The sequence below is a fragment of the Eisenbergiella porci genome, from assembly GCF_009696275.1.
Taxonomy (GTDB): Bacteria; Bacillota; Clostridia; order Lachnospirales; family Lachnospiraceae; genus Eisenbergiella; species Eisenbergiella porci.
The window spans coordinates 121027-135751 of sequence record NZ_VUMI01000008.1 but is presented as its reverse complement, the minus strand read 5'-3'; the positions used below and the strand labels follow the sequence as shown (position 1 = coordinate 135751).

The following is a 14725-nucleotide window of genomic DNA, read 5'->3' as shown; positions in this document are numbered from 1 at the left end:
GCACTCAGAGGGTGAAATTGAAAGGGATAGGGATAAAAAGGAAGATTTCAGGAAGGCAGGAAAATAGAAACTGCAGATAATAAAGGAATACCGGAGCGGCAGGCCAGATGTTTCTAACAGATATCTGAAAACGGCTGGTATCAGCTGCGTGCATTGTGGCCGTATGCCGCCGGGGATTCCTTTTATTTATTTTTATACGGACTATATATTGCTTTTGGGAATAGGATTTACAGAAATTAAAAAGTCAGTATAATCGTGCGGGCAGCAGTCAATGCGGCCTGTCAGCTACCTCTTTTTATTCCCTTTTTTTCTTGAGGCCCAGCTTTTATGAAGCTGCTGCCGTTCACGCAGGTAGTTGTTTTTGTTTTCTGTATATTTTGCCTCATTTTTTAATTTAAGATAGCTGTTCCAGCGTTCGCGGGAAAGTTCGCCGTTCTCAATGGCGGTATTTACAGCACAGCCGGGTTCGCTTTTATGCTGGCAGTCTGAGAAACGGCAAAGAGGAAAATACTGTTCAATATCGGAAAAAGCCTCGCCAAGCCCTGAGGAGACATCCCACATACCCAGCTCACGCATGCCAGGAGTATCAATTATCATGGCTCCGCAGGAAAGGCGGATAAGCTGACGGTGTGTAGTGGTATGGCGTCCACGGGAATCATCCTCCCGGATGGCGCCTGTGTCCATCATTTCCTGTCCGGCCAGAGCATTGAGCAGGCTGGATTTTCCGACCCCGGAGGATCCTAGAAAGACAATAGTTTTGCCCGGAAGCAGATATAGTTTTACGCTGTCGAGGCCAAGTCCGGTTTTAGAGCTGACGGCATAGACGTCTACGCCAAGCGCTGCCGCGCGGACTTTATCGGTCTCTGCCTCCCAGTTTTCATTTAAATCTGCTTTGGTAAGAAGTACTACAGGCTGTGCCCCGCTTTGCCAGGCCAGCGTCAGATAACGATCCAGCCGCCGCAGGTTCAAATCATGATTCAGTGACTGCATGATAAATACATAGTCAAAGTTAGCAGCAACTGCCTGTTCCGCGTGACCTGCAGAAGATGGATCCAGGCGGGAAAAAAAGGTGCGGCGGTGAAGCGTTTTATAAATAATGCTGTCGCTATTATTCTGCCAGGAAAGAAGGACAAAATCCCCTGTAGTGGGAAAAGGTTCATCTCCGGCATAATAGGATCCTTTTTTTAATCTGGCATAGCCATTGCCATGGGCGCTGACAATCTCAAACCTGTCTTTATACACAGCGGTAATTCTTGCGACAGTTCCATCAGTTCCCTCAGGCAGAAGGTCGCGGGTAAATCCATAGGTCTCTATATTTATATCTGTATTCATGCATTATTCCTCCGAAAATTATATTTAAAGTTTTAAAATAAGTTTTGTCTGACTGTGTTAAGTTGTTTATTTTTTCTCTCATAATAGAATCATCTCCTTTTCTTTTTGACGGCGGCAACCCTGAAAAAGGGCGCAAAAATCCCGCAGAAACAAGCCTTGGCTGCGGTTTCTGCGGGACATAATTAACCATATGCAATGGAATTACATACAAACAGGATGCATGAAAGGATTGTCGCTTTGTTTACATGTTCAGTTAGCGGAAGGACACCTCGTTCTTTGCTGTCATTATTCATATCTCCTTTCATTTTTTCTTTGAAAAGCTAAAATACATATTCAGTATAAAGTATGATAAGGAAATATGCAACCGGAATTTTGATAAAGTTTTGGCGGAGGAATTTTTACTATTTTATTAATGAGTTTTATATGGATGAAGTGATGGAGCCAGATTTTATACAGGATTGGTAAAAATGCTTTTCAGAAGAGTATTTATGACCGGCAGCTTGTTTTCATAGTTTTTCGGCGGTATAATATCCAGAAATGTATGGCCAGTAATTATTATTTTGGAGGATACAGTGAGTCAGAAGCATGGAGTGAGAGAGAAATATAATACGGCGTGTTGGGCGGCGGTTATTATAGGGCTGTTACTGACCGGTTGCATTGTGTGTGCAGCGGCGTTATGGAGCGCCGGAAATAAGAAGGAGGATGCACTGAGACTGGCAGAGGGATATGCAGTTAGAACGGAAGCGCTTCTGGACAGCCTGTCTCATAAGACGGATGTGCTGGAATCTATTGTGATTACGGGCAGGGGAGAGATTTCGGAGGAGGCGTTCCGGGATTTGGCCAAATCTCTGGCAGATGGAGAGGGAATCCGGGCCATTCAGTATCTGCCGGGAGGCGCGGTTTTATATTGCTATCCGTTAGAGGGAAATGAGGCAGTTATTGGTAATAATGTTTTTGATAATCCACGTCGTCGTGATGATGCTTTGCTGTGGACACACGGGAAATTGCGCTGTCCGGCCCGTACAGTCTGACACAGGGCGGATTGGGACTTGTAGCGCGGAATCCTATTTTTCTGACCGATGAAAATGGGAAAGAGAGTTTCTGGGGATTTTCCGTAATTATCCTGGATTTGCCGGAGGCTTTGAATCCGTTGATGCTGGAGGAACTGGAAACCGAGGGTTATGATTACCGGCTTCATGTTATTACGGAGACCGGAGAGGATATGACGATTGCCGGAGCAGAGCAGATTGATGAGAAAAGAAGTCTGAGCTATGAGGTAAGTGTACCCAATCATACATGGGTGCTGAGTATGGCACCGAAAAATGGATGGGTAAATCCGTTGGTGTTGGTGTATCTGCTGCTGGCCGGGTGGATTATTACAGCGTTGAGCGCACTGCTTGTATACCAGCAGCAAAGGCGAGTGTCCGAGCTTCAGAGATTTGCATCCTTGCATCCATAGATGAACTGACAGGACTTTATAACAGGAGGTATCTTGGAGAGCTTCTGGATAAATTGTGTAAAGGTGAAAACGCATTTGCTGTTTTTTATATGGATTTAAATCACTTTAAAGCGGTAAATGACGAATTGGGCCATGCGGCAGGGGATGCAATCTTAAAGGAAGCTTCGGAGCGGATGCGCAGCTGCGCAGGCGGAGACAATCCAACAGCACGGATCGGCGGGGATGAATTCGTAGTGGTATGTCCCGGAAGCAGATTGGCGGAAATTAAAAATATGGAGTCTCGGCTGCGGGAGGTAATAGAGAAGCCTTTTTATGTGGATGGAGAATGCCGGCAGTTGTCATTAAGTATCGGTATTGCTGTATTTCCAGAGGATGGAAAGACTTATGACAGCCTGATGCAGAAGGCAGATCACAGGATGTACTAGGAAAAGAAAAAGGAAAATCAGAAAAAGGAAAGTCGGAAAAAATAGAAATCAGAATAAAAAATATAAAATTAAGAGGTAAAATGCCGGGCGCTGAATAACAGGCTCGGCATTTTTCGATATTTTACAAACTGGGAGCTTAAAGTTTTCCGATTAACCGTATTTGGGGCTGGGCTGATATTATCGGGTATATTAAAAAAGCAGTCAGGATTCAATCAGAAAAGCATCCAGCATTTCTAATATACGTTCCTCGTTTCCGGAAGGAAACGCTGTGGGCAGCTTTTCCTTCTGTTCGGACAGGAAGGACAGGGAGACAGGAAGGTATTCTTCCAGTTTTTTCAGATATTCTTCATCGAACCATGAACCGCTGCCTGCAGCAGAGGTGAGTATGAGTTCATGGCAGTTTTGCAGGAGAAAATCACGAAAGGCGGGATTTCTGCAGGGGCAGAGGTCAAAAAGGCCGGCGGTGTAGGAAAAGAGACGGTTGACTCTGGCAGCTGTTTCTTCCGGGGTGCGGCAGGAGGAGAGCAGCGTCCGGCTTCCGTTTCCCTTATCTTCGCCGATATCCTGCAGATCATCACAGAGCTGAAGAAGAAAGCCAAAACCGAAATAAAATAAAATATCCTCTTCCGTCATTTTGAGATTAATAAAAAACCGGTCTATGAGGACGGACAGGCCGCCTTTATATATGGAAATATCCATAATATTCCGTTCGGTAAGAAACAGGGATGCATCGGCCTGTTTTTGACTGATTTCCTGCGCCTCCAGCATGAGAAGAAGGCCCTGGCGGATATCTTTTCCCGAGGCTTCACCATAAGAGGCGACCGACTCCGGACTGGGGGAGACGGCGAAAATATCTGCCAGGAGCTGGGCGGTTTTTTCTTCATGGAGGGACAGCGGGGTGATGGGAAGGCCGCTTATTTTATGATGTATGAGGAGATTAAAATGCTTTTTCTCCTCGGAAGTATATTTGGGATCATCAAGAAAGTTATCGGTAAAGGGATAGAGCATGCTATAGCCAAAGATGGAAGAGGGGCAGTCCTGAGGCAGCCCGTTCTGCTCCCTGAAAATGGAGTAGACCATGAAATTGCGCAGGGCCTGACCCATATCCTCCGGCTTCATTTCAGGTGCAAAGCTGCGGACCTGCCGGAGAAAGTCCTTTATGGAAGCCTGAAAGGCGGTCAGGCTGTCCTCAGACATGGCTCTGCAAATACCCAGGATCGGTTCGTCAAACAGGAGCCCGTGAAACAGCGATTCCATTTCCTGTGTCCATTTCTGCAGCTGGGGAGCAGGGGACTGGGAATAGGCGGCCTGTTCCGGCTGCTTCCTGGAGAAGGGCAGCCTGACCGCAATTCTGCTTCGGGATGGGAAGGCCTTCATATGCCGCTGAAGCCGTTCCATAGCAGCAGTTACCCAGGCCTCGTTGTTTCTTTTTTCCTCCAGGGATACAGGGGAGAGAAAATTGGGAAAGGTGTCCTGGGAAGAGAGCCATAGTCCACGGATGCGTGGAAGAAGGGCAGAGGTTATATAATTTTTATCAAATATCATGGGGATTCTCCTGTCCGTCCGACGTGTTTGAAAAAACGTTGTGTTGTTAATTTTTGGTACTGTTATCATTATGCAGGGAATGAAGGGGAATTACAAGCAAATTGTGGTTGCAGAGCCGGAAATACCTGTGAATGGTTAACGAAAGGCGGCTCCAGGGAAAGAGACGCAAAAGGATGAAAATCCCCCTTCCTCTTTCCACAATACAATGTTAGAATAAACTATCATCATTACATTTACAGAAGGGTATGGGGAAAGGAAGGGACAGGAAATGGAGAAAGTCGGTCTGACGAATACGGAGCTTCAGGTATCACAGCTGTGCCTGGGAACTGCGGATTTCGGGACGAAGAGGAGCCGGGAGGAGGCTTTCCAGCAGATGGATGTTTTCCTGGACGGCGGCGGTAATTTTATTGATACCGCTCATGTTTACGGGGATTGGGCCTAGATCTGTATTTTCTGCACAGGGATAATCCGCAGGTGCCGGCAGGGGAACTGCTGGAGGCGCTGGAGGATGAGGTCCGCAGAGGAAATCTGCGTTATTATGGATGTTCCAACTGGAGCCTGGAACGTCTGAAGGAGGCCGACAGGTATGCAAAGGAGCACGGCCTGAGAGGGTTTGCATGTAATCAGATGATGTTTGTTCTGGCGGATGTGGTTCCGGAAACGCTTGTGAAGCCGCAGCTTACCATTCTTGACGGGGAGTATTACCGGTATGAAAAGGAAACGCAGCTGTCTTTTATGGCTTATATGTGTATGGCGGGAGGATATTTTTCCAAACGTATGGCGGGAAAGCCGGTGTCCGCACAGCAGAAGGAGCGGTATCACGGGGATGCCAATGAAGCTATCCTGCGGAAGCTGAAGCTGTATGTGAGCGAGGGTTACCAGGTGACGGATTTCCTTTTCAGATATGTGAAAATGGCAGGGTTTCCATCCATCCCCATTGCGGGTTTTGGCAGCGAGGCGCAGCTGAGGCAGGGGATTGACTGTATTGACAGGGAGGTCCCGGAGGAAATAATGAAGGACCTGATTTCTTTGAAAAGAACACAGTCCTATCAATGGTAGGAGATTTTACAACCGGCAGTTGATTTCTGCCGGTTTTTCTAATGCCCCGTTATTTTCCAGGGATCCGGTTCGTGTTACAATAGGGCTGTAAAAATGGCAGTTAATAAAAATTGTATGCTCTTTCAGCATACGGATTGGAGCAGGATGGAACTACGGCTGGCAGAAAATATTGCAAGATTCAGGAAATCCAGGGGATATATGGGATATATCCCGAAAAAGAAAGCGGTAACGCCTTATGAAGAGCGTTATAAAATTGAGGAATATTATTGGGGAACTATGCCCGGAGAAATGTGTCTGGAGCTTTTGCGCAGATGCTATCCCACCAGGCCGCTGCGGCTGCTTGAGGTGGGCTGCGGGGAAGGGAAAGACGCAGTCTTTTTTGCAAGAAACGGATATCAGGTAACGGCATTTGATGTGACGGAGTCCGGAATTGAGAAGGCGAAGCGGCTGGCGGATATCCATCAGGTGGAGGTTAACTTTTTCAGGGCGGATCTTCATGATTACCGGCTGGATGAGGAGTTTGACGTAATATACAGCTCCGGGGTTTTCCATCATATCCTGCGGAAGCTGCGCAGGGAAATCTTGGAGAATTATATTGCCCATACTGCGCCTGGCGGCATGCATGCAATTAATGTGTTCGTGGAAAAACCGTTTATTCCCGTGCCGCCTGATTCGGACGGCGGGGAAAACTGGGTGTCCGGAGAGCTTTTTACCTATTACAGGGACTGGCTGCTTGAGGAATGCAGGGAGACAGTTTTTGACTGCCGCAGCGGCAGGATTGGGCATAAGCATTGTATGGATACTGTTTTTGCGAGGAAGCTGCCTGAGAACGGCGGGAAGGAGAACGGTGGTTTTTGAAAAATACTTTGAAAAGCTGAGAAAAAGTATTTGAGAATAACCGGGAAGAGATGAGATATGACTGATTTTATAAAGGAGACACAGAATGCGGTGCTGGGAGCGATCCGGCTGGAAACCGCGCGTATGATTCTCAGGGATCACAGGCTGGAGGATCTGGAAAGCCATCACGAAATGCTGTCTGATCCGGAGGTGATGTATTATCTGCCGGACATTATGACTCACAGCCTGGAAGAATCCCGGCGGGATTTGGAAACCTCGGTCAGGGCGGTGACGGCACAGCCCAGGAGAGAGTATTTCCTACGAATGGAGGAGAAGGGAACAGGAGAGCTGATAGGGGAGATCGGCTATACGGTTACGGAGGAGGCACCGGTGGGAAAGCTGGTTCACGCCGGGTATTTCAGCAGGAAAAGGTTCTGGGGCAGGGGATATATGTCAGAGGCGTTTGCGGAGGTGCTGCGTTTCGCATTTGAGGAGAATGGGGTATTCCGGCTGACGACCGGTTGTGACCCGGAAAATAAAGGTTCCGAAAAGGTGATGAAAAAGTGCGGACTGATAAAGGAAGCGGATATGAAGAAAAAAGTCTGGATGCACGGGAAAATGAGGGATCGGGTGGAATACCGTATGCTGCGTGAGGAATGGGAGGCGGGCGGAAAACAGTGGTGACGGCGTAAAAAGAGGAATAAAATCCGGGACAAACAGGTCCCGGCCATAAGTGCGGCGTGAACCGTAACAATATAGGACAAATCAGGAGGAAAAACCAGGGCACGGTCTTGCATTTTCACAGTATCTTTGCTACCATAAGAACGGAATACTCCAGTGATGACAGGACAGACGACCATCACTATAATAAAAATTCGGCTGGTGAATGTAATGTATGCCGTTCCCTGGGCGGGGACGGAAACTGCAAATTTTAGGAGGAACTAATATGAGTAGCGAAATCAGAGACATTAACCTGGCCGAATCCGGCGAGCAGAAGATCGAATGGGTCAGAAGAAACTGTGATCTGCTTCGGATGCTGGAAGAGGAATTCAGCCAGAGCAAACCGTTTGCCGGGAAAAAAGTCACGCTTTCCGTTCATCTTGAGGCGAAAACCGCGTATTTGTGTAAGGTGCTGGCGGCAGGCGGCGCTGAAATGTATGTAACCGGATCAAATCCTCTTTCCACACAGGATGATGTGGCGGCGGCGCTGGTTAAGGCCGGGCTGGAGGTTCATGCCTGGTATGGAGCAACGGAAGAAGAATACAATGCACATATCCGTGCGGTACTGTCCGCAGGTCCTAATATCATCATTGATGACGGCGGGGATCTGGTGCATATGGTTCATACGGAAATGCAGGAGCTGATCCCCAATATCCTGGGCGGCTGCGAAGAAACCACCACAGGCATTATCCGCCTGGAGGCCATGAACAGGGCTGGGGACTTGAAGTTCCCTATGATCCGTGTCAACAATGCGCAGTGCAAGCACTTTTTTGATAACAGGTATGGTACGGGCCAGTCCGTATGGGATGGCGTGATGCGTACCACCAACCTGATTGTAGCCGGAAAGAATGTTGTGGTAGCCGGTTATGGCTGGTGCGGCAAGGGTGTTGCCATGAGGGCAAAGGGCCTGGGCGCCAAGGTGATTGTAACGGAAATCAATCCGGTGAGGGCTATCGAAGCGGTAATGGACGGCTTTGAGGTAATGCCCATGAAGGAAGCTGCCAAAATCGGCGATTTCTTTGTGACGGTAACGGGCTGTGACAAGGTAATTGATGAAGAGGATTTTGCTGTGATGAAGGAAGGCGCTATTCTGTGCAATGCCGGACATTTTGACTGCGAAATCGACATGGCGGGCCTTCGTAAAATCGCTGTGGAGACAAAGGAAATGCGTAAAAATATCATGGGCTATAAGCTGCCTACCGGCCAGTGGATTTTCGTTCTGGCTGAGGGCCGTCTTGTTAACCTGGCGGCAGGAGACGGACATCCGGCGGAAATCATGGATATGAGCTTTGCCATTCAGGCGCTTTCCGCGAAATATCTGGTGGAGCATGGCCGTGAAATGACAGAGATGCTCATCGATGTGCCGGTGGAAATTGATGAGGATGTGGCGGGGAGAAAGCTACGTTTTATTGGGAAGGAAATCGATACGCTGACTGCGGAGCAGGAGGCTTATCTGAATAAATCCCTGGTATAAACAAGAACACCGGGAAATCAGTATCGCCCGGGGAATCAGTATCGGGGAAAAGTAACTGCGAAGGATTAGAGCAGCTGCGCGGAAATATATAACAGTGAAATGGATAAGCGATGACAGCGGCGGTAAAAAGCTGCTGTGGTAAAAAGAGCTGACGCACGGCATGGTGCGTACAGCTCTTTTTTAGGCTGCTTGCGGAAGGATGAGGCGGAAAGGATATTATTCACGGATGGTTTCAGCGGAAAGGTATTTGTCCTGATGATGGAACACCTCCGCCATTTTCAGGATGTTCTCAGGCGGTACATCGAAGGATAAAGCGTGTGTGGGAGCCAGTATATAGCCGCCGCCCTTGCGCAGGATGCTGGAAACCCGGCGGATTTCATTGCAGACCCCGTCCGGTGTGGCATAAGGCAGGCACTGTTGGGTGGATATTCCGCCCCAGAAGGTCAGCTCCTTGCCATAGAGCCGTTTCATTTCCGCAATATCATAGATTTCCGGCTGAAAGGTCTGATAACAGTCCAGTCCGATTTCGATTAAATCAGGGAAAATTTCATGGCAGTCACCGCAGGAGTGCTGAATGACGTATTTTCCCTTTTCCTTTACCCTGGCATAAAGCCTTGCCATTCGGGGCTTCAGAAAATGACGCCAATGGTCAGGACCCATAATAAGCCCTCTCTGCTGTCCCCAGTCGTCTCCGAAATAGACGGCGTCAACACCGTATTCCAGTGCCAGATCGATCATGGGGAGGAGTAGTCACAAATGCGGTCAAAAAGTGCATCCAGCTCATCCGGGCAAAGCAGCATGTTCATCAGTATATTTTCCATTCCCATCAGGCTCCAGGCACGCTCGAACATGCAGAAGCCGAATCCGGCTACCGTAAAACGGTCACGATATCTGTGCGATGAAATGACGGAGCCGGTGTATGAATATGAAAAATACCTGGGGTTTGACGGAGTGAAGCGCATGGCCTTCCGTATTCCCTTTGCATGCTTTGATACGACGGTCCTAGAGGAAACCTTAACTTATGTCGTCAGGCTGGATACCGATGGCTGGATAAGAAAGTACCATAAAAACAGCAATCTTGTGGAGGAACTGAAGGCGCCGGTGGAGGAGGAAAAGGACTGGTATACGCTGAAGGATAAGGTAAGGGAGCATCTGGAGCTGTATTGTACCGACGAAAATATCGGGAAGGTTTATGGGAAATATGCGCAGGCCCACAAAAGAGGCGATTTTTCACTGCGCTTCAGGGCGCAGGGCTTCTTCTGGCTGCCCCGTACGCTGCTGGGAATCGAGGGGCAGATGTATGCCTTTTACGACATGCCTAAGGTAATCCATGATATGAACCGGTTTGCGGTGGAGGTTTTCCGGGAAAAGCATGGGAAAATATTTGATATTATCCAGCCGGAGGTCATGCTTTTTGAGGAGGAGACAGCTGTTCCCTTTTCTGAAGGAAAAGGGAGTGAAAAATATTTTTGTGGATACGGATGGTGATTTTAACAGGCTGATTCCACAGTTTATTGCTGCGGGCGTGGATGGTTTCCTTCCCATGGATGTGAATGCGGGAATGGATATTGTTAAGGTCAGGGAGCTTTATCCCAGGCTGAAATTTATCGGGGGCTTTAATAAGCTTGTGATTGAACAGGGGAAGGATGCAATAGACAGGGAATTCGAGCGGATTCTCCCGGTGATTCGCAGCGGCGGCTATGTGCCGGGCTGCGATCATCAGGCGACAAGATTTCATTGCGCCATGTCCGGTATAGGAAGCGCTACTGATGCCGTCCCGGAATCCTTTTTCTTTTTATTAGTGATTTTATTCATCAGGGCGGCGGGCACGGTGGCCTGAGTGATATTTTAGTCTTGGATTCTTTTATTTATGAGATTTCCTATGAAAAAACATCCCGGATTCCAATGGAATCCGGGATGCCTTTTGTGTGAATTTATATAGATCTCTTGGAGGAGTTCCCAATATTATTTGCCGAAGTATCTCTCCAGTAAGCCCTGGAATGCCTTGCCGTGACGAGCTTCATCTCTTGCCATTTCATGAACGGTGTCATGGATAGCGTCAAGGTTGGCAGCCTTTGCGCGCTTAGCCAGGTCGAATTTACCAGCGGTTGCGCCGTTTTCTGCTTCTACTCTCATTTCCAGGTTCTTCTTTGTGGAATCAGTTACTACTTCGCCAAGCAGCTCTGCGAATTTTGCAGCATGCTCTGCTTCTTCATAAGCAGCTTTTTCCCAGTAAAGACCGATTTCAGGATAGCCTTCTCTGTGGGCAACTCTTGCCATTGCGAGGTACATACCTACTTCAGAGCATTCTCCTGCGAAGTTAGCTCTCAGGTCTTCCATGATATCTTCGCTTGCACCCTGGGCAACACCTACAACGTGCTCAGCAGCCCATTCCATTGTTCCGCTCTGTGCGGTGAATTTTTCTGCGGGAGCTCCGCAAACGGGGCATTTCTCCGGTGCTTTTTCGCCTTCATAAACATAACCACATACCTGACATACGAATTTCATAATTTTTTTCTCCTTTTAATTTTAATATATTTTTTATTACAACTACTCCGGAAACCGGGAGTTGCGGATGGCTGGTTTTTAAGAAAGAGCTTTCAGCTTCTTCTCTTTACAATGGGGACAAAGGCCGTAAAAATAAGTGATATGGCCGGCTATCTGTCCGTCAAAATTTTTGGCGGCCGTTTGATTGATGCTGTCAATGCTATCCATTTCCAAATCAATTACACTTCCGCAGTCGCTGCAGACAAAATGATAATGAGGACTGGTGTCTGCATCAAAATGATCCACACCGTCGCCGACGCGTAATCTTGCTATTTCTCCAAGATCTGCCAACAGCGTAAGATTTCTGTAAACAGTACCAAGACTGATGTTGGGAAATTCTGTTCTCACATTGCTGTAAACTACATCTGCCGTCGGATGGTCATTCCTTGTCATCAGGAAATCTTTGATGGCTTCCCGTTGACGGCTGTATTTCAGCGTCATTTTCTGCCTCCTTTCTGCTAAAAATGATAATCGTTACTGTTACTATAGCAAAGCTTTTCAATTCTGTCAACATGTTTATAATTTTTTTAGAAATTTATTTTTTCGTTTTTATAATTAGGTTTTCTTTTTATGGTAGAATAACAATGGATACTCAGGGAAGGATGTGAAATATGAAATGAAGTTCAGGACAAAGCTGGTGATAACCTTTTTAACGGTTATTCTGCTGCCCCTTGTGCTTTCTGCGATTGCCTTTGTGGCGATCGGCGCTGTGATGGTGCATAATTCCGATTTGAGATACGGTTTTGAGACGACGGACTACAGCACCATGTCCGATTCACTCGCATCCTTCAGCGGAATAACCGATGATATTTTTTACAGTCTGGAGGAAACGGCCGAAGAGGAGCCTGCAAGGCTTGAGGATAAGGATTTTCTGGCGGCTGTGAATGAGGATGCTTTCAAGAAGTCTTCCTATATTCTGGTGAGGAAGGACAATACGGTTTATTATTCCGGCAATGAGACTGCGACACAGAAAATTTTCAGCCGGCTTCCCGCTTATGGTTTTGAAAGCAGGGATTCCAATTCCGGTTTTTATTATAATGATATGCAAAAGCTGGTAAAGCAGATTGATTTCCGCTTTTCCGATGGCTCAGACGGCAGCGTATTCATTATAACCAGGGTAAACAGCGTTATTTCCAAGACACTGCTTATCTATATGTTCTTTGCTATTGTAATTATTCTGATTGTAACAAGCGTTGTTCTCACCCAGTGGATTTACAAGAGTGTTTTTGCCCCTATTAACAGGCTGAACGTGGCCATGCAGAATATTGCGGAAGGAAATTTCGAATATATCCTTACATCGGAGGATACCAATGAAATCGGCGAGCTGTACCGCAATTATGAGGACATGCGGCTTCGGCTGAAGGAATCCACCGAGGAAAAAATACAGAATGAGCGGCAGAACAGGGAGCTGGTGAGCAATATTTCCCATGATCTGAAAACGCCCATAACGGCCATTAAGGGGTATGTGGAAGGAATAATGGACGGCGTGGCGGATACGCCTGAGAAGATGGAACGCTACATTAAAACTATCTACAACAAGGCCAATGACATGAACCGCCTGATTAATGAGCTGACCTATTATTCGGGCATAGACAGCAACAGAATCCCTTATAATTTTCACCGCATCAATGTGGCGGAATTTTTCCAGGATTGTGTGGAGGATGTGGGGCTTGATCTGGAATCTAAGGATATAGAGCTGAATTATTCGAATCTGGTGGATCCCGACACCCGGATTATTGCGGATCCGGAGCAGCTGAAGAAGGTAATCAACAACATTATCGGAAACAGCATCAAGTATATCGACAAGCCAAAGGGAATCATCAACATACGGATACTGGATGAGGTGGACTCCATCCGGGTGGAAATAGATGATAATGGCAAAGGCATTGCTGCCAAGGATCTGGGAAGTATTTTTGAACGGTTTTACAGGACGGATGCTTCAAGGAATTCCGCCATGGGCGGCAGCGGTATCGGCCTTTCTATTGTAAAGAAAATTATTGAGGACCATGGCGGTTACATCTGGGCGACCAGTAAGGAAGGAGAAGGAACCTGTTTGCATTTTGTAATCAGAAAATACAGGGAGGCAGAGGAAAATGAATAAGATATTAATTATTGAAGACGAAGAAGCGATTGCAGATTTGGAGAAGGATTACCTGGAGCTGTCAGGCTTTCAGGTGGAGATAGAACATGAGGGAGACAAAGGGCTGGAACGTGCCATGACCTCCGAATACGATTTAATTATACTGGATTTGATGCTTCCGGGAATGGACGGCTTCGAAATCTGCCGCCGGATAAGGGATGAAAAAAACATACCGATTCTCATGGTATCCGCAAAGAAGGACGATATCGATAAAATCAGGGGCCTGGGCCTGGGAGCCGATGACTATATGACAAAGCCCTTCAGCCCCAGTGAGCTTGTTGCCAGAGTGAAGGCCCATCTTGCCCGCTACACAAGGCTGGTCAGCTCCCAGCAGAAGACCAACGATATTGTGGAAATCCGCGGAATCCGCATAGATAAAACAGCAAGACGTGTATATATCAATGGGGAAGAGAAGGCATTTACCACAAAGGAATTCGATCTGCTTACCTTCCTGGCGGAAAACCCCAACCATGTATTTACCAAGGAGGAGCTGTTCCGGGAGATCTGGGACATGGATTCTATCGGGGATATCGCAACCGTGACGGTGCATATTAAGAAAATCCGGGAGAAAATTGAGGCGGATACTGCAAACCCGCAGTATATTGAAACAATTTGGGGTGTCGGGTATCGATTTAAGGTGTAAGCCGTGGGACTGAGCCGTTTGTAAATGTAGGGATTTGGATATTGGAATAGTTATATGCATCTTTCAAACTGTTCAGCAGGTTAGCACAGCAAAATTGCCGGCCTGCCGAACAGATATTTTTCTTTATGTATTCTCACTTTGTAACTGTTCAGTACCCCTCACAGTTACTGCTAAAATCCATCCTAAATCGCCTTTGGCGATGGATTTTAGCACTCTTGAATCACTTTCTTACGGTCAACGCAGTAAATGCGCTGACCTGCTGAACAGTTACCTCACTTTTATCATATTAAATAAGGCGGCTAATCCTTTCAAAATCATAAGGAAAAGTCAAGTTTGGCACTTATTAGTTTATAAATTCTGATTCTTTCTTGAGTCATTTTTCTGATTTTATTTTTTCGTTTTTATTTCCCAAGGTTAAGGATAAACAAAGGTGTGAATGAGATTATTTTTTCGCCGGGCTTTAGCGCAGAAAAGATAATATATCATAAGAGGTAATTGAAACTTATTAAATGATGGCATATTGACAAAAATACATCATTTAATT

Annotated in this window: 17 protein-coding genes; 12 read left to right on the top strand and 5 right to left on the bottom strand. The window is 46.9% G+C overall.

The features are described 5' to 3' along the window. Positions 1-285: 285 nt before the first annotated feature. Positions 286-1332 (bottom strand): ribosome small subunit-dependent GTPase A, encoded by a 1047-nt coding sequence (rsgA, locus tag FYJ45_RS07230; RefSeq protein WP_154464060.1) that lies wholly within the window; start codon positions 1330-1332, stop codon positions 286-288. A gap of 572 nt (positions 1333-1904) precedes the next feature. Here rsgA and FYJ45_RS30070 point away from each other — a divergent pair. Genes FYJ45_RS30070 through FYJ45_RS30060 form a run of 3 tightly spaced genes read left to right on the top strand, consistent with a single transcriptional unit; the run spans position 1905 to position 3216 of the window. After that, a complete protein-coding gene (locus FYJ45_RS30070; protein WP_207708403.1) occupies positions 1905-2363 on the top strand; it encodes a hypothetical protein in 459 nt (152 codons plus the stop codon). Next, a complete protein-coding gene (locus FYJ45_RS30065) occupies positions 2321-2791 on the top strand; it encodes a CHASE domain-containing protein (RefSeq protein WP_207708402.1) in 471 nt (156 codons plus the stop codon). Before FYJ45_RS30070 ends, FYJ45_RS30065 begins: the two co-directional genes overlap by 43 nt. Beyond that, entirely contained in the window at positions 2701-3216 is a 516-nt protein-coding gene (locus FYJ45_RS30060; RefSeq protein ID WP_207708401.1) for a GGDEF domain-containing protein, read from the top strand. The genes FYJ45_RS30065 and FYJ45_RS30060 overlap by 91 nt, the downstream gene beginning before the upstream one ends. Positions 3217-3417: 201 nt before the next feature. Here the strand turns inward: FYJ45_RS30060 and FYJ45_RS07220 are convergent, their stop codons facing one another. Further along, complete coding sequence (locus tag FYJ45_RS07220) at positions 3418-4761, bottom strand: hypothetical protein (protein WP_154464059.1); 1344 nt, start codon at positions 4759-4761, stop codon at positions 3418-3420. A 268-nt stretch (positions 4762-5029) separates the two neighbouring features. Here FYJ45_RS07220 and FYJ45_RS07215 point away from each other — a divergent pair, with 268 nt between their 5' ends. The 5 genes from FYJ45_RS07215 to FYJ45_RS07195 all read left to right on the top strand — a co-directional run bounded on the left by FYJ45_RS07215 (position 5030) and on the right by FYJ45_RS07195 (position 8851). Continuing rightward, positions 5030-5203, top strand: coding sequence for an aldo/keto reductase (locus tag FYJ45_RS07215; RefSeq protein ID WP_154464058.1), 174 nt, complete (start codon positions 5030-5032; stop codon positions 5201-5203). A gap of 32 nt (positions 5204-5235) precedes the next feature. Further along, positions 5236-5820: an aldo/keto reductase gene (locus FYJ45_RS07210; RefSeq protein WP_195841711.1), complete on the top strand. Its 585-nt coding sequence runs from the start codon at positions 5236-5238 to the stop codon at positions 5818-5820. A gap of 93 nt (positions 5821-5913) precedes the next feature. After that, the gene (locus FYJ45_RS07205) at positions 5914-6678 is read left to right on the top strand and encodes a class I SAM-dependent methyltransferase (RefSeq protein WP_235930671.1); all 765 of its coding nucleotides are present in this window, start codon (positions 5914-5916) and stop codon (positions 6676-6678) included. A gap of 57 nt (positions 6679-6735) precedes the next feature. After that, positions 6736-7341 (top strand): GNAT family N-acetyltransferase, encoded by a 606-nt coding sequence (locus FYJ45_RS07200; protein WP_154464056.1) that lies wholly within the window; start codon positions 6736-6738, stop codon positions 7339-7341. A 262-nt stretch (positions 7342-7603) separates the two neighbouring features. Next, entirely contained in the window at positions 7604-8851 is a 1248-nt protein-coding gene (locus FYJ45_RS07195) for an adenosylhomocysteinase (RefSeq protein ID WP_154464055.1), read from the top strand. A gap of 216 nt (positions 8852-9067) precedes the next feature. Here FYJ45_RS07195 and FYJ45_RS07190 read toward each other — a convergent pair whose 3' ends face one another. Beyond that, complete coding sequence (locus tag FYJ45_RS07190; RefSeq protein WP_235930669.1) at positions 9068-9589, bottom strand: uroporphyrinogen decarboxylase family protein; 522 nt, start codon at positions 9587-9589, stop codon at positions 9068-9070. A gap of 111 nt (positions 9590-9700) precedes the next feature. Here FYJ45_RS07190 and FYJ45_RS07185 point away from each other — a divergent pair, with 111 nt between their 5' ends. Together FYJ45_RS07185 and FYJ45_RS07180 are read left to right on the top strand one after the other, a co-directional pair. Continuing rightward, positions 9701-10339: a hypothetical protein gene (locus FYJ45_RS07185; RefSeq protein ID WP_195841714.1), complete on the top strand. Its 639-nt coding sequence runs from the start codon at positions 9701-9703 to the stop codon at positions 10337-10339. After that, positions 10308-10691, top strand: a complete 384-nt coding sequence (locus tag FYJ45_RS07180) for a hypothetical protein (RefSeq protein WP_154464053.1) — start codon at positions 10308-10310, stop codon at positions 10689-10691. Before FYJ45_RS07185 ends, FYJ45_RS07180 begins: the two co-directional genes overlap by 32 nt. A gap of 125 nt (positions 10692-10816) precedes the next feature. On the opposite strand, the gene FYJ45_RS07175 is transcribed toward FYJ45_RS07180, so the two are convergent. Together FYJ45_RS07175 and FYJ45_RS07170 are read right to left on the bottom strand one after the other, a co-directional pair. Further along, positions 10817-11362: an NADH peroxidase gene (locus FYJ45_RS07175; RefSeq protein WP_025488121.1), complete on the bottom strand. Its 546-nt coding sequence runs from the start codon at positions 11360-11362 to the stop codon at positions 10817-10819. A gap of 75 nt (positions 11363-11437) precedes the next feature. Continuing rightward, positions 11438-11839, bottom strand: coding sequence for a Fur family transcriptional regulator (locus FYJ45_RS07170; RefSeq protein ID WP_154464052.1), 402 nt, complete (start codon positions 11837-11839; stop codon positions 11438-11440). Between the two features lie 175 nt (positions 11840-12014). On the opposite strand from FYJ45_RS07170, the gene FYJ45_RS07165 reads away from it, so the two are divergent. Further along, positions 12015-13499 carry a sensor histidine kinase gene (locus FYJ45_RS07165; protein WP_102287306.1) on the top strand — a complete coding sequence of 495 codons (1485 nt, stop codon included), beginning with the start codon at positions 12015-12017 and terminating at the stop codon, positions 13497-13499. Beyond that, positions 13492-14181 carry a response regulator transcription factor gene (locus FYJ45_RS07160; protein ID WP_021634223.1) on the top strand — a complete coding sequence of 230 codons (690 nt, stop codon included), beginning with the start codon at positions 13492-13494 and terminating at the stop codon, positions 14179-14181. The genes FYJ45_RS07165 and FYJ45_RS07160 overlap by 8 nt, the downstream gene beginning before the upstream one ends. Positions 14182-14725 lie beyond the last annotated feature (544 nt).

Bases quoted from the DNA above. Each gene is read 5' to 3' on its own strand.
- rsgA (WP_154464060.1), bottom strand. From the start codon at position 1,332: ATGAATACAGATATAAATATAGAGACCTATGGATTTACCCGCGACCTT.
- FYJ45_RS07220 (WP_154464059.1), bottom strand. From the start codon at position 4,761: ATGATATTTGATAAAAATTATATAACCTCTGCCCTTCTTCCACGCATC.
- FYJ45_RS07215 (WP_154464058.1), top strand. From the start codon at position 5,030: ATGGAGAAAGTCGGTCTGACGAATACGGAGCTTCAGGTATCACAGCTG.
- FYJ45_RS07205 (WP_235930671.1), top strand. From the start codon at position 5,914: ATGGCAGTTAATAAAAATTGTATGCTCTTTCAGCATACGGATTGGAGC.
- FYJ45_RS07200 (WP_154464056.1), top strand. From the start codon at position 6,736: ATGACTGATTTTATAAAGGAGACACAGAATGCGGTGCTGGGAGCGATC.
- FYJ45_RS07195 (WP_154464055.1), top strand. From the start codon at position 7,604: ATGAGTAGCGAAATCAGAGACATTAACCTGGCCGAATCCGGCGAGCAG.
- FYJ45_RS07190 (WP_235930669.1), bottom strand. From the start codon at position 9,589: ATGATCGATCTGGCACTGGAATACGGTGTTGACGCCGTCTATTTCGGA.
- FYJ45_RS07185 (WP_195841714.1), top strand. From the start codon at position 9,701: ATGCAGAAGCCGAATCCGGCTACCGTAAAACGGTCACGATATCTGTGC.
- FYJ45_RS07170 (WP_154464052.1), bottom strand. From the start codon at position 11,839: ATGACGCTGAAATACAGCCGTCAACGGGAAGCCATCAAAGATTTCCTG.
- FYJ45_RS07165 (WP_102287306.1), top strand. From the start codon at position 12,015: ATGAAGTTCAGGACAAAGCTGGTGATAACCTTTTTAACGGTTATTCTG.
- FYJ45_RS07160 (WP_021634223.1), top strand. From the start codon at position 13,492: ATGAATAAGATATTAATTATTGAAGACGAAGAAGCGATTGCAGATTTG.